The sequence below is a fragment of the Undibacterium umbellatum genome (assembly GCF_014284125.1).
GTDB classification, from domain to species: domain Bacteria; phylum Pseudomonadota; class Gammaproteobacteria; order Burkholderiales; family Burkholderiaceae_D; genus Undibacterium; species Undibacterium umbellatum.
Genome location: NZ_JACOFX010000001.1, coordinates 903682 through 921760, shown reverse-complemented (window position 1 = coordinate 921760; position 18079 = coordinate 903682). Strand labels below are relative to the sequence as shown.

Sequence of the window (18079 nt, the reverse complement as noted above, 5' to 3'; positions counted from 1 at the left end):
TCATAAAGCTTTTTGTTCTTTTACCGTTACCTGTGTAGATCACGCATATTCCATTTGAATGTTCAAGGCTTTCGAAATGCGTGCGGATGGAACAGATATTGGGCAGACAAGCCATGCGTGATCGCGTCCTGTCACAGAAGCCGCGAGGACCGTTGTCGTGTCTTGAAAATGCAATGTTTGCTGGTATGTGTTCCAGGTTTTTGTTGGTTTAACGGCCCATGGCTGGAGCGCATCATGAAAATTGCATCGTCGGATATTTCTCTGTCATCACAACATGCAGCGACAACGACAATGGAGACGCAAGAAAGATTGCGTGCCTGGGTCGGCAATAAGCGCCCGGATTTTGAAGGCAGCAGTATCAGATTGCCAGCCAATACGAGGGACGCTTCGACGAATGTAAGAATCTCAGATGCGGGCTGGGCTGCGCAGGCCGCGCCGACAGGAACCGCTACCGCTTCCGCTTCCGCTTCCGCTTCCGCTTCCGCTTCCGCTTCCGCTGCATCTGCGGCTGACGCAGTTCAGCAAGCCAGTGATGAAGCAGAGAATGATCCCCGCATACGCCTGATCAGATATCTCGTGGAATTGATGACAGGTAAGAAAATCAATCTCTTGAGCAGTTCGGATATACAGCAGAGTGATGCGCCAGCACCAGCGGCCGCGCGGCCAGTGCCAACTGAGGCGGTAACGCCCGCCCAGGCGACCGGGCCTAAACAAGCCGGGTGGGGTGTGGAAATAGACACACATCATTCTTATACCGAAACCGAGCAAACCTCTTTTCAGGCCAGTGGAAAGATCGTGACGGCGGACAATAGAGAAATCAGTTTTGATCTGTCATTCCAGCTCAACCGTAGCTATCACGAAGAAAGCAGCACGAATATCAGGCTGGGTGATGGCAAGAAAGTTGATCCTCTGGTAATCAATTTTGATGGTCATTCTGCGCAATTAACATCGCAGAAATTTTCCTTTGATTTAAATGGCGATGGTAAAAAAGAGAACATATCTTTTGTTAAAGGTGCTGGCTTTCTTGCGCTGGACAAAAACAATGATGGCAAGATCAATAATGGCAGTGAGTTGTTTGGACCCGGCACGGGTAATGGGTTTTCTGAGCTGTCCGCCTATGATAGCGATGGCAATCACTGGATAGATGAAAACGATGCGGTCTTTGACAAATTAAAAGTTTGGACCAAGGATGGTAGCGGCAAAGATCAGTTGCAAAGCTTGAAACAAGCCAATGTGGGGGCGCTGTATCTGGGCAATGTGAGCACAGAGTTCGCTTTGAATAATACGCAAAATCAATCTGATGGACAGCTTCGTTCTTCTGGTATCTGGCTGAGTGAGGATGGCAGGGCGCATAGCTTGCAGCAGGTTGATTTGTCGGTATGATCTGCCTGCAATTTTCAAAAAAAGCACAGTCTCTTTAGGAAATTGTGCTTTTTTTGACCATAACCAATCGTACTTGAGATTAAAACTCTTCCCAATCATCGTTGCCGCCAGCAGGTGGCTTTTCCATGCTCGACGTTTTTGCAGCCGGTTTTTGTGCGGATTTGCTTGCTATAGGTGCCTTGCTGATTTTTAAGGTGGTCGTTGTTGGCGGTTTGCTGCGGACCTTATTGACGGCAAGGGCGGGCTGAGAAGCATTTTTGCTATTGACTACACTGTCAAGCTTGAAAACGCTGACGGCCTGCGCAAGAGCGCCAGCTTGTTCTTGCATGCTCTCGGCTGCTGCCGCTGCCTGCTCAACCAGGGCTGAGTTTTGCTGTGTCATTTCATCCATTTGAGCGATGGCAAGATTGACTTGTTCTATGCCTGCACTTTGTTCCTGGCTGGCAGCGGTGATTTCACTCATGATGTCGGCTACATGTTTGATGGATGTGACGATTTCATCCATGGTCATGCCAGCATCTTCAACCAGCTTGTTTCCCAGATTGACTTTCTCAACAGAGTCATCAATCAGAGTCTTGATTTCCTTGGCAGCGCTGGCGCTGCGCTGTGCCAGGTTCCTGACTTCGGCCGCAACCACTGCAAAGCCACGGCCTTGTTCACCTGCGCGGGCGGCTTCTACCGCCGCATTCAAAGCCAGGATATTGGTCTGGAAGGCGATGCCGTCAATCACCCCGATGATGTCGACAATTTTGCCCGAGCTATCCTTGATAGAGCCCATGGTATTGACGACCTGGCTGACGATATGACCACCCTTGGTGGCAACTTCTGTGGCAGAGATCGCCAGTTGATTAGCCTGACGTGCATTGTCTGCGTTTTGTTTGACAGTAGAAGTCAATTCTTCCATCGAGGATGCGGTTTCTTCCAGTGAGCTGGCCTGGGATTCTGTCCTGCTGGACAAATCTGCATTGCCAGAAGCAATTTCGCCTGATGCAGTAGAGATCATCTCTGTACTGTTATGCACCTGACTGATGGTCATGACCAGGCTATTATTCATATCTGCCAGGGCACTCAGCAATTGCCCGGTTTCATCACGCGAGCGTACTTCTATACGGCCTGTCAAATCCCCATTGGCAACCTTGGTAGCAACTTTGACAGCGTCATCCAGTGGGCCAGTGATCGAGCGCGCTATCCAGGCACCGAAAGCGGCGCTGAGAAGCAGGGCGATGATACCCAGAACAATCATCAGATTGCGCGAGAACATGATGATATTTTTGATCTCCTCGCCTTTGGCATTCATGTCCGTTTTTTTTATGGTGCTGAGCTTGTCTATATCGATCAGGGATTGCTTTAATGCAGGGAAGGTGGATTTCCCCATCATGGCGACGGCTTCATCTTTTTGATCCAGCTCGATCAGATCCCCAGTCTTACTGAAAGCCGTGACAAATGCTGCATTGGATGCGGTCAGTTTTTCAACAGCCTCTTTTTCTGTTGGGGTCAAGGCAAGTCTCTTTAATGTTTCAATCAGAGCACTTATTTTTTTCTTGTTCGCATCAATAGCAGTATATTGGCCAGTGCGGGCATTCTGGTCTGGTGTAATAAACAACTCCAGAGTACGGCTGCCGTTTTCCTGTATCAGGGCAGAGATCTCTAGTGCACTGGCGACACCGACCGCATCATTTTCCAGGATTTGTTTATTGTGATCGGCAATGTCATTCAATCTCACTACGCTGATGACGACCATGAACAACATGGTTAGCAAAGTCATACCAAAGCCAAAGCTGAGACGTACCCTGATTTTAAGATTATTAAAGTTCATGGCTGCAATTCCTGTACAGATCAGATTGAGGGAGGCGGGCAACAGCGGTTCCAAGTTTTAGCATACCTAAAATCGCGCCGTTCTGCTAAGTAAATTGGTCATTGGTCGTTGTGGCTGTCAGTTTCCTGACAAATTAGATGAGCCCTTCAGGTAAAATCGCAAAATACCTGATCAATACAGAGGATTTATGAAGCTTGCAACACTCAAAGACGGTTCGCGGGATGGGCAACTGGTAGTTGTGGCCCGTGATTTAAAGACTGCGGCCATCGCTGACGGCATAGCGCCGACCTTGCAGCGCGCGCTGGATGACTGGAATTTTATCCAGCCACAGCTAGAAGAATTATATAACCGCCTCAATGCAGGGCGTGCAGCCTATAGTTTTGATTTTGAACCAAAAAACTGCATGGCCCCATTGCCGCGTGCCTATCAGTGGGCAGATGGCTCTTCCTATGTCAATCATGTGGAGTTGGTGCGAAAGGCCAGGAATGCCGAGATGCCTGACAGTTTCTGGCATGACCCTCTGATGTATCAGGGCGGTAGCGATGACTTCATCGGCCCATGTGACGATATTGTTACGGGTTCTGAGGAGTGGGGCATCGATTTTGAAAGTGAAATTGCTGTTGTGACTGGGGACGTGCCCATGGGTGTCAAGGTGCAGCATGCAGGTGACTACATACGCCTGCTGATGCTGGTGAATGATGTGTCCCTGCGCAACCTGATCCCGGCAGAATTGGCGAAAGGCTTTGGCTTTTTTCAGTCCAAACCGGCGTCTAGTTTTTCACCAGTGGCAGTGACGCCAGACGAGTTGGGTGAGGCCTGGAAAGGTGGTAAAGTCAATCTGGCACTCCGCTCCAGTGTCAACGGCATGCTGGTCGGGCAACCCAATGCAGGTGTGGATATGGTGTTTTCCTTCCCGCAATTGATCACGCATTTGTGCAAAACCAGGAATGCGAGAGCAGGCACCATCATCGGTTCTGGCACAGTCTCGAACAAGGATGCAAGCAAAGGCTATAGCTGCATCGCTGAAAAACGCGCATTGGAAATGATCGCTGTCGGCGAGCCTGTTACTCCTTTTATGAAATATGGTGACAGCATCAAGATAGAAATGCTGGATAAAAATGGTAAATCCATCTTCGGGGCGATAGATCAGAGCGTGGCTGAACCTGACTTGTAAGCATGGGTTGAAATCAATCCAATTTCCTGAAAAACCTGTTCTGGAGCACAGCATGTCTTTGATCTTTTCTTATTCCTTGCGTACTGCTGTTGTCACCGCTTTGAGCCTGAGTAGCCTGGCAGCGCAGGCGCAAATACGGGTGGGCATTAATCTGTCAACGACGGGTCCGGCAGCAGCTATCGGTGCTTCATCCAAAAATGCCATCATGCTGTGGCCGAAAGAGATTGGCGGCAAGAAAGTGGAGTACATCCTGCTGGATGACGCCAGCGATCCCGGCATTGCAGTAAAGAATGCGCGCAAGCTCATCACAGAAGAAAAGGTTGATGTCATCGTTGGCCCAAATACGACGCCCAGCGCATTGGCAATGCTGGAAACAGTGGCAGAAAACGAAACGCCCATGATTACCCTGGCAGCATCGGCCAGTATTGTTGAACCCATGGATGCCAAGCGTGCCTGGGCTTTCAAGATGCCACAGAATGATACTCACATGACTACCATATTGACGCAACATATGGCTGACCATGGCGTAAAGACGGTAGCCTTCATCGGTTTTGCTGACGCGTATGGTGAAGGCTGGTGGCGTGAATTTTCCAAACTGGCTGAGCTGCGTCATATCAAGGTCGTGGCTAATGAACGTTTCGCCCGTACCGATACCAGCGTTACAGGGCAGGTTTTGAAGATGATGGCAGCCAAGCCGGATGCGGTGCTCATTGCTGGTTCAGGCACGCCTGCAGTCTTGCCACAAAAGACCCTGATAGAGCGTGGTTACAAGTCACAGATTTACCAGACTCATGGTATCGCCAGTCTTGAGTTTTTAAAGCTGGGCGGCAAGGATGTCGAGGGTACTTTATTCCCTACCGGGCCAGCCGTGGTAGCTTGGCAATTGCCTGAAAAACATGTGGTGAAAAAAGTCTCTACTGATTTTGTGCGGCAATATGAGGCCGCCTATGGTGCTGGCAGCGCAACGCAGTTTGCTGGTGATGCCTGGGGTGCATACACGTTGCTGGCGAATGCAATTCCCCTTGCCTTGAAAACTGCACAGCCGGGCAGCAAGGCATTTCGACTCGCCTTGCGCACTGCGCTGGAAAATACCAAAGACCTGGTCGTGCCTCAGGGGGTGATCAATATGAGTGCGACTGACCATGTAGGACTGGACCAGCGCTCGCGTGTCATGGGCAAGATCCAGGGCGGGAAATTTGTCTATGCGTATGGTGGTTGAAACCTGTTTCCAGCTTTAAGAAATAAGAAGGACGCGCTCACTTCGGAAGAAATGAGCTAGCTTTTCTATTGTCTGCCTAGCTGGAAAAAGACATTTCTGGCACCACCCTGACCAAGGGCAAAGCCCAGGTATATAGGTCCCATAAAACTATTGAAGCCAGCAAACAGACTGGCGCTTTTGCGTAACGACTGCAAGGAAACATCTCCACTCTTGTTCCAGACATTGCCTGCCTCCAGCGATGTGCCCAAGAACAGGCTTTGCCCAGCCAGGTCAAACTTCACGGCACGCAGCAAATATGTCACGCTGCCGTAGAGCATATAGTTGCCAGTGAACTGGTCTGGCTGATAGGCTGACAATTGCTGGAAGCCGCCCAGCGTTGACCCGACGCCACGTATTTCGGTGTCTGTCTGTAGTAGCCCAGCCGCATTCAGTTTCAGGTTGATGCTGTGATTATTGAAGCTATTCGCCCAGGTTGTATTGACAGCGACTTCCTGGTAATTTTTGCGTGCGCGATTGGTTCCCAGAAAAGCGTTGGCATCGAATTTATAGCCATAACGAGGAAAGCTGGTATCGCTAAGCTGGTCAATTACGATTGCCGTCTTGACGCCGAATTGCTGCAGGTCAGCGCTGGGCAAGGAATCCGCAACCACACTACCATCCCCATTGGCATACAATAGCCCGCCAATCTTGGGGCGTACACGATAGTGGTTGAAATTCAAACCTACCTTGGCTTCGCCTAGTATGCTTTGTTCGCCTAGGCGAAAACCTACATCCAGGCCCAGTTTGTCGCTGCGGACATTGTATTCGGCAATTCGGGTATCGCCATTATATAAGTTTCGGTTGTTTTGCCCGACTTGTGCAAATGGTGCAAGGTACATACCTTCGCGTTCAAACAAGGGCTGTCGTAATTCTGTATGGAACTTGATGCTGTTGCCAAATTCAAGATCGTTGCGCCACTCAAGTCCGCCCTCAGTCAACCAGGGGCGTCTATGTCCAACCTGTAGCTTGAAGCCGCCTGTGCCTGCAAATCCGCTTGACAGTGCCAGACCAAAGCGCAGGAAGTGCGGGCCCCAGTTACGGCCATAGGCATTCACGCGTATGCCGTACTCGCCATCGCGCTCCACCAGTTCATGATTGACACTGTCAAATTCACGGGCATTGTTGAGTATGGCCAGCTTACGGTTGATGTCTTCAGCCTTGTATTCAAGGCCTGTGCGTATATCCAATTGACGCCGGATATCGCTCTCAGGAACTGCGCCATTGGTAGCCACATCGACAAATTGTATTTTGATTGGCGGTAGTCGTGGGTTCAGGCGTATCTCATGTCTGATGGCATAGATTTCTGCTGGCAGGCTATAGGCTGCCAGCTTGGCATCCATGGAGCGGGTGGCTTTTTCACCGATCAGCACAGCTTCTTTTGACCTGGCGAAATCCATGAAACTGATATTGCCCATGCTGGGTTCTATCAGCAAATCATTCGGACCAAGCAAAGCCTTTTGCGCTTCCACATTTTGCTCGGTCAGGATATTAACCATTTGCTGGCTGACATTGAACAAGGTCAGTAACTGATCGCGAGGCATCAGCGGTGTGCCTATATTCACGGCGATCACTACATCAGCGCCCATTTTCTTTGCAATATCCACGGGCAAGTTTCTGACCAGGCCGCCATCTGATAATAATTTGCCATCTATCTCAATAGGGGCAAATACTCCTGGTGCTGCCATGCTGGCCCGTATGGCTTTATGCAGATGCCCCTTGGTAAAGACGACCATTTTACCGGTTTCCATATCGGTCGCCAGAGTGCGGAAGGGGATGGGCAGGCTGTCAAATTCTATGTCCGGCTGTAGATGGGCAGTCCAGTTCTGTAATATTTCAAGAAACTGGCTGGCCTGGACGACGCCTGCGGGTAATCTTACACCGTTGGAACTCAGGCCCAGGGTAGCTCCCAAAGGATATTGCTCGTCCTCCTCCCTGACGCTTTGCGGCAGGAAACGTCGCTCTACTCTGTCGAGGGCGATGTCATTGAGTTTCAGAGTATCCAGCCTGGCTTCGATTTCGCTGGCCGAGAAACCTGCTGCATACAGGCCTCCTACTACTGCACCCATGCTGGTGCCAGCAATGCAGTCTATTGGGATGCGTAGTTCTTCCAGCACCTTAAGTACGCCCAAGTGGGCAAAGCCACGTGCGCCGCCGCCCGACAATGCAAGGCAAATTTTGGGCTGCTTTACATGTGTTGCTTGTACGGTAATGCTCTCTGCATACGAGAGGGTAGGGGTCAGCAAACAACTGACAAGACTAAAAACTAGCAGTAAAAGTGATTTAAGCATGTGGTAATTGGTGGAAACATGGAATTCTTGGTTCAGGGTCTATATACTAGCGTATGCATATCAAACGATGCTAACCTAGGTCTAATTGCATAAGAGATTATCCTCGCTATTACAAAAACTACCCATGAACCTACATCAATTGCGCTTTGTACGCGAAGCTGTAAGACAGAATTTTAATCTGACTGAGGCTGCCAAGGCCTTATTTACGTCGCAGCCCGGTGTTTCCAAGGCAATTATTGAACTTGAAGAAGAGTTGGGCGTCGATATTTTCACCCGTCATGGCAAGCGCATACGTGGTCTCACCGAGCCGGGCAGGGCAGTGTTGAAGTCAGTTGAACTCATCATGCAAGAAATTGACGGACTTAAACGCATAGGCAAGGAATTTGCAGCTCAGGACAGTGGCAGCTTTACCATTGCCACCACCCATACCCAGGCGCGCTATGCCTTGCCCAAGGTAGTGCAGGCCTTCATGCAAAAGTATCCCAAGGTAAGGTTGTCACTGTTGCAGGGCAATCCCAAGCAAATTGCCGAAATGGTCATGCGTGACCAGGCTGATATTGCCATTGCAACGGAAGCCATCGCTGGCTTTGATGGTCTGATTTCCTTGCCATGTTATCAATGGGAGCATGTCGTCGTTGTTCCGGTCGAGCACCCCTTGCTGAAGTTAAAGAATATCAGCCTGGAAGAAGTTGCCAATTATTCATTGATTACCTATGATGCTGCCTTTGCTGGCCGCAGCAAGATAGATCATGCCTTCCAGATCCGGAATCTCAAGCCAGATATCTTGCTGGAAGCCATTGATGCCGACGTCATCAAGACTTATGTGGAGCTAGGCATGGGCGTTGGTATTATTGCAGGTATGGCCTTTGATGCCGAACGCGACAAGAATTTACGTGCCATACCGGTTGGTCATTTGTTTGGCATGAACATTTCACGGGTAGCGATCAAGCAGGGTGCTTACCTGCGCAGTTATATTTATACTTTTATAGAATTACTGAATCCTACCCTGAACCGTAAAATGATAGACAATGTCATGCAGGGCAATAAGGATACCTACGATTTATGAGCATGCAGGCACTGAGTGCCTTGCCTGCAGCGCATCGCAGGCAAGTGCGCGGCATATTGACGGATATTGACGATACCTTCAGTAGCCACGGCAAGCTGACAGTAGCAGCTCTGGCCGCACTTGACCGGGCAAAAACTGCGGGTTTGCGGCGAATAGCCGTGACAGGGCGGCCAACTTACTGGACCTTGCCTTTGTTACGCCTATGTGATTTTGATGCTGTTATTGCTGAGAATGGTGCAAGTGCGTTTTGGCTGGGCGGGGATGGCAGGCAGCAGTCCATGTTCTATGCTGATGCCCAAACCCGTCAGCAACACAGACAACGTTTGCTGGACTTTGCCGACATCATGCAAAGGCATTTTCCGAATGTATTGCCAGCTGCCGATGCCTCGCAACGTATAGGTGATCTGGCTTTTGATATAGCGGAAAATATTCCTGCGATACCGCTGTCACAATTGAATGAGGTCGTGGCCCTGATCCATGAACATGGTTTGCATGCCACCACCAGTAGCATCCATGCCCATGCCTCGGTTGCGCCCTTCAGCAAGCAAAGCATGAGCCAGCGGGTGCTGCATGAAGTATTTGGCGTCAGCGATGATGTCGCAAAAACGACTTATGTATTTATTGGTGATTCTGCCAATGATGCCAGTATGTTTGCCCATTACCCGCTTTCAGTTGGCGTGGCAAATATCTACAAATATCTGGACAGATTTGAAGCCCACCCGGCTTATGTTTGTCAGGCCCAATACGGCGAGGGATTTGTTGAGCTGGTTGATTTTCTGTTGAAAGATAAAAATGAGTGAAAATAAAATGCGCGAATACTATGCGCAACGTGCACAGACCCTGGAAAAGGTTTACCAAAAACCCGAGCGTCAGCAAGACTTGCGTGAAATTCAGGGCAAAGTCCTCGATGTATTGAAAGACAAGCGCGTGCTGGAAGTGGCTTGCGGTACTGGCTACTGGACTGAGCGTTTTGCGCCTGTGGCAGCAAGCGTTGTTGCGACTGACTATAACCAGCCTATGCTGGATGTGGCGCTGGCCAAGACTTACCCTGAAGGTAAAGTGCAATTTGCCCTGGCTGACTTGCATGACTTGCCCGCAGCCACGGCAGACCAATACACAACTTGCTTTGCCGGTTTTTTCTGGTCACATGTCATGCGTGATGATCAAACCAGTTTGCTAGGCCACCTGAGCAAGGTGACGGGTAAAGGCACTACCCTGGTCCTGATCGACAATAATTATGTAGAAGGCAGTAGCACGGTAGTCGCCCGCACTGACCTCGAAGGCAATACCTTCCAGTTACGCAAGCAGGAAGATGGCAGCAGGGTGGAGATACTCAAGAATTTCCCTACTGATAGTGCACTGCGCAAGAAATTTGGCCCTGCCGTGCGCGATATCCGTATTTTCAGAAATACTTACTACTGGATGCTGACTTGTATCTTGAAATGAGTTCTAGTATTGTCCCTCGAAAGCCTGCCGTGATACATTGCAAGTCGTTTATATTTTTTCTGGAGTAATTCATGGATCTGCAAGCTTGCACAGAAGCGATACGCGCTAAAGTTGGTGATGATAGTGGTTTGAATGCCACCCTGAAATTTGATTGCGGTGATGAAGGCGTGGTATTTGTTGATGCGCTGGTGACACCAAATACAGTCAGTAATGAAAACAACGAAGCTGGCTGCACCATCACAATTTCTCTGGAAAACCTGGCAGCCTTGCTGACTGGTCAATTGAATCCTATGAATGGTTTCATGATGGGCAAACTTAAGGTAACAGGCGACATGAGCGTTGCCATGCGCTTGCAGACGGTGGTGTAAGTCTGGTCTGAAAGGCCAACTTAAATAGAGCGGCATTTCCTTTTGTGAGGAAATGCCGTTTTTATCTGGGGCTTGCCATATCGTTTCCCTCACACCAGCGACATCGCACTCAATGCCAGTGCCGAAGTACCGTCTGGATACAGGGCATCATAGCAGCGTGTGCAACTGCTGCAAAACAGGTGGGAGCGCTTGACGAATTTATAGCGCAGTATCAGTTGTAATTGCACGCCGCTGCAGTGGGGGCAATGCTCACGCATATTACCTGCCGACGGCGCATCTTCGGATTGAAAACCTCCTTCTAACATTACTCCTTCTATGACGTCGCGGGGATCAAGCTGCATCAGGATAAAATCTGGTGCGCGGGCATTACGCCTTTCTGAATAGCTATCTTGCTGTTGGGAAAGTAGATGTGCACTGGCTGTCATCATGTTTAGCTCCTGGAGTGACTTCTGCCGCTGCTGACAGTCAACAGGAGGGCAGGCTTTCAATCTAGTAAAATTCAGACGTGAAGACAAGGACGATAGCGAGAAAAAATGAGTAAGCAGGATGCATTAGCCAATACAGTATGGACGCTGACTGTGCAGCCGCATGGCTGGGCCTGCGAAACTGTGGCCGAACTCAGCTTGCTGGAGGCCGCCTTGCTGGAAGGTATACGCATCCCCAATTCATGTCGCAATGGCACCTGCCGCACTTGCATATGCAAGATGCTGGCAGGGAAAATTAATTACAAGATAGACTGGCCCGGCCTGAGCCTGGAAGAAAAGCAGGAGGGCTGGATACTGCCTTGTGTCGCCCAGGCCCGCTCGGATGTGGTGCTGGACGTGCCAGCAGCAACGACCGTGTTTAATAAGGAAATTTAGTCAGCCGTATTACTGCACTGCATGAGTTGCCCATCCTTGCGATTCCAGCAGGCAGTGCTGGCTTCAGGCACAGGGTGTGGCACGCCATCATCATCTATCTTGGCCAAACGGGTATCCCAGGCTTTCACGCCTTTCTTGTCCAGTTGCAGGCGTATCACCCAGCCACGGGTTTGCGGTTCATTGTCGAGTTCATCCATGACAAAATTACCCAGGCTGTAAATGATAGGTTTTCCCTTGTAATGTTCTACATCCTGTATCACATGGGGATGGCCGCCTATGATGGCATCGGCACCCGCGTCGATCATGACTTTGGCTAACTGACGCTGTCTGTCGACGGCCAGTTTGTCATTCTCCCAGCCCCAGTGCATATACGGGATGACCAGGTCTGCGTGGTATTGCTGGCGTGCCTTGCGTATATCTAGTACCACTTGTTCGTCTTCACTCCAGGCGACACCTGCAGCCTGTGCTTCTGCTTCAAAACTGCGTGGCATGTATTCGTTATAGCCCAGCAGGGCGATGCGCAAACCCTTCTTTTCAATGATCAGTGGCGTATGCGCTTCACGCAGATTATTGCCACCACCAAAGCGTTTGATGTGCTGCTGATCCAGTAAGCCCAGCATTTCCTGGAAAGCTGCACGTCCAAAATCACCGGAATGATTGTTCGCTATTGATACTGCATCTACATGTTGCTTCAGAGTAGCTAATGTCCGAGGATGGGCGCGGAAAGTAAAATTCTTGTCGGCAGCGTCACCCGTCGTGGCGACGACGCATTCCAGGTTGACGACGCGGATGTCGGCGTTCTTGAATAATTTGGCGAAGGCAAAAAACGGATCTTTACCCTCAGCGATCATTTTTCCTGGCTTGCCATCCAACACCACATCGCCGGCAAAGAGTATGCTGACGCTATTGTCTTGCGCCAGGCTTGTACCCGTAGCCATTACTGACAAGGCACAGGTGGTCAACAAATGACCCAGAGTTTGTTTGAAGGTTTTCATTGTTGCACCTCTTGCAGGGTGCAACGATACTGCAATTCACGCTCGACATCGCCAGCATAGACAGAATTTTGCGGCGTTAACCGAGTTTCTTTGGACGTCACTCTGAACGGTGGGTGGTAGGTCGCCTGATGGACAGGTATGTCGCCGCGACGTGTCTGGAAATAGGCGTATAGTTTGACATAGTCTATCTGCTGCACCTTGCCTACCATGACCGCCTTGAAAGTGAAGCGCTCACCGATGTCCGTCGCCTTCACATCATAGGGGTCTTGCACCATCTGACTTTCTATCGTTTGCATGCTGCCAGCATAGCTGACATAACAGCGCAACACGGGTTTTGCATGGCTGGCTGCGCTCAGGCAGCTTGCCATCAAAAAAACACCACCAACCAATTGCGATACACGATACTTTTTCTTCGTCACTGCGAGTGCCTGCATAGGTTCACCGATGTTCGTTTATACGAGCAGCGATTATCACAGTATTTGGGGATGCAGGGAAGTCAGAGTTTTAGCTTCGATCTTGTAACAGGATAAATGTTCAGGAACTTCACAGCGCCAGCCCAATTCACGCTCTATTTTCTGGCGCAGATGGTCAGCCGCCGCAGGCTCACCATGTGTGATAAAAGTGCGCAGTGGTGCTTGCTTCAGATGTTTGAGCCACCCCAATAATTCTAGGTAGTCTGCATGGGCCGACAAGCCATCAATTTGTACAACTTTGGCGCGTATCCTGACATCCTGGCCATGTATGCGTACCGTGTTTGCGCCATTAACCATCGATTCGCCGCGAGTTCCACCAGCCTGATGACCACAAAAGACGATGGTATTTCTGTCGTCAGATGCCATGTATTTCATGTGATGTAGCACCCGGCCACCTGTTGCCATGCCGCTGGCGGAGATGATGACCTTGGGCCAGCGTTCATTATTGAGGCGCTGCGATTCTTCTGGCGTTTTGACATAGGTGGTCATGGCCACCATACCTGCGACATCCTCAGCAGAGAGTTTCAAAGAATCGGCATAGTGACTATAGATACCCGTCGCACTTTCAGACATGGGACTGTCCATATAAATGGGGAAATCATGTATCTGCTTATTCTTGCGCAACTGATACAACAAATACAGCAAGGTTTGCGCGCGCCCAACAGCAAAGGAGGGTATCAGTACTGAGCCACCGTGTTGCACAGTACTGTTGATGACATCACGCAAATCATTTTCTGGAATGTTCGTGCTATGTAGTCGATCACCGTAAGTTGATTCAACGATCAGGTAGTCAGTTTTTTCCGGGAATTCCGGTGCCTTCATGATGTAGTCACGCGGCCGCCCTACATCGCCAGAAAATAACAGGCTGGTCTGCTCCATTTTCAAAGAGATACTGCAAGACCCAAGGATATGCCCATTTGGTATCCACTTTGCCTGCACATCATCGGCAATCGTAATGCTGGTGTGTTCATCTACGTAATGAAAGTGCTTGAGTGCCTTCTCGACATCTTTGCTGTCATACAAAGGCAGGGCTTGCTGATGCTTGGACAGATGGTGTCGATTAAGGTAGGCCGCTTCTTCTTCAAAAAGATGCGCAGAATCGCGCAGCAATAATTTACATAGCGCGAAAGTGGCTTTGCTGCAGTAAATCTTGCCCTTGAACCCGAGTTTTACCATCAGTGGCAGGTAGCCAGAATGGTCAAGATGGGCATGGGTCAACAAAATGGCATCGACTTTTGATGGATCAAAGGGCGGCTCTTCCCAATTGCGCAAACGCAATTGTTTGTAGCCCTGAAACAGACCACAATCCACCATAATTCTGCTTTGATCAGAAATCAGCAGATAACGTGATCCGGTTACTGTGCCAGCGGCACCCAAGAAATGCAGTTTGATCAAAATACACCTCCAGTCAGGGGTAGTGTTTTCAACTTACCCTGTCGTCAGGCAAGTCCAAAGAACTCAAACACTATTGAACACGCGCAGGCATACTGGAGTCAATTGCAAATCAATTGCAGGCTACCATTAGATTCAACTTGTTTGTGCTAACTCAATCATTCGCACGGGGCTGGGTAAGTGCCAGGTAATTTTCTGGCAAGGCGAAACGCTCCCCAAATTGCGCTTGTAATCCTGCTGCACGCACGGCAAACCGTTCTGCGCCTACATGATTAATAAATTGCACTGCACCGCCAGTCCAGGCTGGGAAGCCTATGCCAAAAATAGAACCTATATTGGCATCGCGGCTGGATTCGAGTACGCCTTCAGCCATGCAACGCAGAGTCTCTATGGATTGAATATAGAGGAATCTGTCTTGCAAATCGGTATAGGGCAGGCTGACTCCGGGTTTGCCAAACAATTTACTCAACTCTGGCCACAGATACTTCTTGCTACCATCTTTCGGGTATTCATAAAACCCTGCACCAGCAGCTTTACCTGCACGCTGATGCTCATCAAGCATGGCATTGATAATGGCTGCAGACGCCGGGGCTTGCCAGCTCTTGCCTTCCGCTTCCAGATCGGCTTTGGTTTGCGCTGCGACATGGCGCGACAGGCTCAGCGATACTTCGTCCTGCACTGCCAGTGGACCAACCGGCATGCCGACTGAGAGTGCTGCGTTTTCTATGAGTGCTGCTGGCAAACCCTCTGCCAGCATGCTCAAACCCTCGTTGACAAAACTGGCAAACACTCTGCTGGTGAAAAAACCGCGTGAGTCATTGACGACAATGGGCGTCTTTCCTATCTGCAGGACGTAGTCATATGCGCGGGCCAGTGTTACCTCACTCGTTAGTTTACCCTTGATGATTTCCACTAGTTGCATTTTGTCAACAGGTGAAAAGAAGTGTATACCTATGAAACGTTCGGGATGGCTGATAGCCTTTGCCAGGCCGTTGATCGGCAGGGTAGAGGTGTTGCTTGCCATGATGCCATCTGCTGCCAGCATGCTTTCAGCTTCACTGCTGACCGTGGCCTTGAGTTCACGGTTTTCAAACACGGCTTCGATGATGAGGTCGCATCCAGAAAAATCACTGGTATGTGCTGTTGGCAGTATCAACTCCAGTTGGCGTGCTGCTGTTTCTGCTGGCAGGCGACCTTGCGCGACTTTTTTATGCAGACTGTTGGCAATATTGGTTTTGCCTTGCTCAGCTTTTTCCAGTGTATGCTCTTTCAATATGGTAGTGATGCCTCGCGCCGCACTGACAGCGGCTATGCCTGCGCCCATCATGCCAGCACCAATGATACCGAGTTTGCTTACATTGGATTTCGGGATATGTTGCGGGCGGCTTTTGCCAGAGCTGATTTCCTGCATCTGGAAGAACAGGGTGCCTATCATATTCTTGGCGACCTGCCCAGTCGCCAGGTGGGTGAAGTAACGGCCTTCAATTTTCAGGGCATTGTCAAAATCAACTTGTGCGCCTTCAACCATCGCTGCCAATATGGCTTCTGGCGCGGGATAATTGCCACGGGTTTTTTCGCGCAACATGGCAGGTGCTACCATGATCATGGGCAGCAGCTTGGCAGAATTGGCTGCGCCACCGGGCAGTTTATAGGCTGCATCATCCCATGGCTGTTGCCCCTGTGGGTTAGCCAGTATCCATGTTGTAGCCTGTTGCAACATGTCTTCATGGCTGCTGGCGAGGGCATGTACCAGACCAGCCTTTACAGCGGCTGCCGGAGAAACCTGCTTGCCTTCAAGCAGATAAGGCATGACTTCCTGCAATCCCAGCAGACGTACACTGCGTACCACGCCACCCGCACCGGGTAATAATCCCAGCGTCACTTCGGGGAAACCGATTTTTGCTTTGGGATTATCCAGTGCAATGCGGTAATGGCAGGCCAGCGCCAACTCCAGTCCACCGCCAAGGGCGCTGCCATTGATGGCGACCACCACGGGCTTGCTGAGTTTTTCCAGACGACGCAACACAGCCTTGTTTTTCTCTACCATGTCCAGACAGGACTTTGCATCTTGTATGCTGATGAGTTCGCGCAAGTCGCCACCAGAAAAAAAACTGTCCTTGCCTGAAGTCAGGATGACGCCGCTGAGTTGTTCTTTTTCTTCTTCCAGTCTGGCGACGGCAGATGCCAGTGCATCACGAAATGCTGCGTTCATGATATTCACTGACAAACCCGGCATATCTATGCTGAGAGTGACTATGTTGTGTTCGTCTTTGCTGTAATTGATCATGATGTTTTTTTCGCTTATATTTCTGGTTTAAACGCGCTCTATGATGGTGGCGATGCCCATGCCGCCACCCACACACAGGGTAATGAGGCCACGTTTTAACTGACGCGCTTCCAGTTCGTCTATCAGATTGCCCAGTAACATGCAGCCAGTTGCCCCCAGTGGGTGGCCCAGCGCAATTGAGCCACCATTCACATTCACTTTTTCTTCCGGCACCTTGAGGTCTTTCATGAATTTCATAACGACCGCTGAAAAGGCTTCATTGACTTCAAACAGATCGATATCTTCTATACGCAGACCGGCTGTGCTCAAGGCTTTCAACGTGGCAGGGCCGGGGCCAGTCAGCATGATGGTCGGGTCAGTGCCCGTCACTGCTGTAGCGACAATGCGGGCACGCGGGTTCAGGCCCAGGCGTTTGCCCATGGCTTCGGTGCCTATCAGGGCAAGAGCGGCACCATCAACGATGCCGGAAGAATTGCCGGCTGTATGCACATGGTTGATGCGTTCAATGTGCGGATACTTGCGTATGGCAACGCTATCAAATCCCATCTTGCCCGGCATTTCAAATGAAGCCTTGAGCGAGGCCAGCGCGGCCATGCTGGATTGTGGCTTGATGAATTCGTCTTCAGCCAGTATCACAAGGCCATTCATGTCCCGCACCGGACGCAGGGATTTGAAGCGGCCAGCCGCGCGCGCTGCAGTGGCTTTTTCTTGCGAACGCAGGGCAAAGGCATCAACATCTTCACGGCTGAATCCTTCCAGCGTGGCGATCAGGTCTGCCCCTATGCCTTGCGGCAAAAAGTCAGTTTGCATGCTGGTTTGCGGGTCGGCTGCCCAGGCGCCACCATCTGATCCCATGGTCACGCGTGACATGGATTCGACACCGCCAGCGACCACCAGGTCTTCCCAGCCTGAACGTACTTTTTGAGCTGCCAGGTTGACTGCTTCCAGGCCGGATGCGCAAAAGCGGTTCAGTTGCACGCCTGCCACTTGCCAGTCCCAGCCTGCAGCCAGCGCCGCCGTCTTGGCAATGTCTGCGCCCTGGTCACCAATGGGGGTGACACAGCCAAGCACGACATCATCGATCAGTGCAGTATCAAGCGACAGACGTTCTTGCATATCCTGCATCAGGCCAGACAGCAGGGAGATAGGTTTGACGCTATGCAGTGAACCATCTTTCTTGCCCTTGCCGCGCGGTGTGCGTGGTGCATCAAAAAGATAGGCTTCGGTCATTTCATTCTCCTGTCTGTTGGTCTGTACTGGAAGGGATATATGG

The 18079-nt window shown here is 50.5% G+C and carries 16 protein-coding genes; 8 read left to right on the top strand and 8 right to left on the bottom strand.

From position 1 onward, the window contains the following. The first annotated feature begins 234 nt into the window (after positions 1–234). The gene (locus tag H8L47_RS04340) at positions 235–1383 is read left to right on the top strand and encodes a VCBS repeat-containing protein (protein ID WP_186951948.1); all 1149 of its coding nucleotides are present in this window, start codon (positions 235–237) and stop codon (positions 1381–1383) included. 79 nt (positions 1384–1462) lie between these two features. On the opposite strand, the gene H8L47_RS30200 is transcribed toward H8L47_RS04340, so the two are convergent. Continuing rightward, positions 1463–3199, bottom strand: a complete 1737-nt coding sequence (locus H8L47_RS30200; protein WP_186951947.1) for a methyl-accepting chemotaxis protein — start codon at positions 3197–3199, stop codon at positions 1463–1465. Between the two features lie 187 nt (positions 3200–3386). On the opposite strand from H8L47_RS30200, the gene H8L47_RS04330 reads away from it, so the two are divergent. Both H8L47_RS04330 and H8L47_RS04325 read left to right on the top strand, forming a co-directional pair. Further along, positions 3387–4373: a fumarylacetoacetate hydrolase family protein gene (locus H8L47_RS04330; protein WP_186951946.1), complete on the top strand. Its 987-nt coding sequence runs from the start codon at positions 3387–3389 to the stop codon at positions 4371–4373. 52 nt (positions 4374–4425) lie between these two features. Beyond that, positions 4426–5592, top strand: a complete 1167-nt coding sequence (locus H8L47_RS04325; RefSeq protein ID WP_186951945.1) for an ABC transporter substrate-binding protein — start codon at positions 4426–4428, stop codon at positions 5590–5592. Between the two features lie 65 nt (positions 5593–5657). Here H8L47_RS04325 and H8L47_RS04320 read toward each other — a convergent pair whose 3' ends face one another. After that, on the bottom strand, positions 5658–7874 hold the full coding sequence (locus H8L47_RS04320) for a patatin-like phospholipase family protein (protein ID WP_186951944.1): 2217 nt from the start codon (positions 7872–7874) through the stop codon (positions 5658–5660). A 169-nt stretch (positions 7875–8043) separates the two neighbouring features. Between H8L47_RS04320 and H8L47_RS04315 the strand changes: the two genes are divergently transcribed. From H8L47_RS04315 to H8L47_RS04300, 4 genes are all read left to right on the top strand, one after another. Continuing rightward, positions 8044–8985 (top strand): CysB family HTH-type transcriptional regulator, encoded by a 942-nt coding sequence (locus H8L47_RS04315; protein ID WP_186951943.1) that lies wholly within the window; start codon positions 8044–8046, stop codon positions 8983–8985. Continuing rightward, a complete protein-coding gene (locus tag H8L47_RS04310) occupies positions 8982–9785 on the top strand; it encodes an HAD family hydrolase (protein WP_186951942.1) in 804 nt (267 codons plus the stop codon). The genes H8L47_RS04315 and H8L47_RS04310 overlap by 4 nt, the downstream gene beginning before the upstream one ends. Further along, entirely contained in the window at positions 9778–10431 is a 654-nt protein-coding gene (locus tag H8L47_RS04305) for a class I SAM-dependent methyltransferase (RefSeq protein WP_186951941.1), read from the top strand. Before H8L47_RS04310 ends, H8L47_RS04305 begins: the two co-directional genes overlap by 8 nt. Positions 10432–10502: 71 nt before the next feature. Then, positions 10503–10799, top strand: coding sequence for an SCP2 sterol-binding domain-containing protein (locus tag H8L47_RS04300; RefSeq protein ID WP_186951940.1), 297 nt, complete (start codon positions 10503–10505; stop codon positions 10797–10799). An 89-nt stretch (positions 10800–10888) separates the two neighbouring features. On the opposite strand, the gene H8L47_RS04295 is transcribed toward H8L47_RS04300, so the two are convergent. Then, positions 10889–11227, bottom strand: coding sequence for a hypothetical protein (locus H8L47_RS04295; protein WP_186951939.1), 339 nt, complete (start codon positions 11225–11227; stop codon positions 10889–10891). Between the two features lie 105 nt (positions 11228–11332). Between H8L47_RS04295 and H8L47_RS04290 the strand changes: the two genes are divergently transcribed. After that, on the top strand, positions 11333–11659 hold the full coding sequence (locus H8L47_RS04290) for a 2Fe-2S iron-sulfur cluster-binding protein (protein WP_186951938.1): 327 nt from the start codon (positions 11333–11335) through the stop codon (positions 11657–11659). Here H8L47_RS04290 and H8L47_RS04285 read toward each other — a convergent pair. The 5 genes from H8L47_RS04285 to H8L47_RS04265 form a co-directional block, all read right to left on the bottom strand. Continuing rightward, positions 11656–12654, bottom strand: a complete 999-nt coding sequence (locus H8L47_RS04285; protein ID WP_230413571.1) for a CapA family protein — start codon at positions 12652–12654, stop codon at positions 11656–11658. The genes H8L47_RS04290 and H8L47_RS04285 overlap by 4 nt on opposite strands. Further along, on the bottom strand, positions 12651–13088 hold the full coding sequence (locus H8L47_RS04280; RefSeq protein WP_230413570.1) for a hypothetical protein: 438 nt from the start codon (positions 13086–13088) through the stop codon (positions 12651–12653). Before H8L47_RS04280 ends, H8L47_RS04285 begins: the two co-directional genes overlap by 4 nt. Positions 13089–13124: 36 nt before the next feature. Beyond that, positions 13125–14519, bottom strand: a complete 1395-nt coding sequence (locus tag H8L47_RS04275) for an MBL fold metallo-hydrolase RNA specificity domain-containing protein (RefSeq protein ID WP_186952040.1) — start codon at positions 14517–14519, stop codon at positions 13125–13127. Between the two features lie 154 nt (positions 14520–14673). Beyond that, complete coding sequence (locus H8L47_RS04270; RefSeq protein ID WP_186951937.1) at positions 14674–16806, bottom strand: 3-hydroxyacyl-CoA dehydrogenase NAD-binding domain-containing protein; 2133 nt, start codon at positions 16804–16806, stop codon at positions 14674–14676. Between the two features lie 27 nt (positions 16807–16833). After that, positions 16834–18036, bottom strand: a complete 1203-nt coding sequence (locus tag H8L47_RS04265) for an acetyl-CoA C-acetyltransferase (protein WP_186951936.1) — start codon at positions 18034–18036, stop codon at positions 16834–16836. Between the last annotated feature and the right edge of the window lie 43 nt (positions 18037–18079).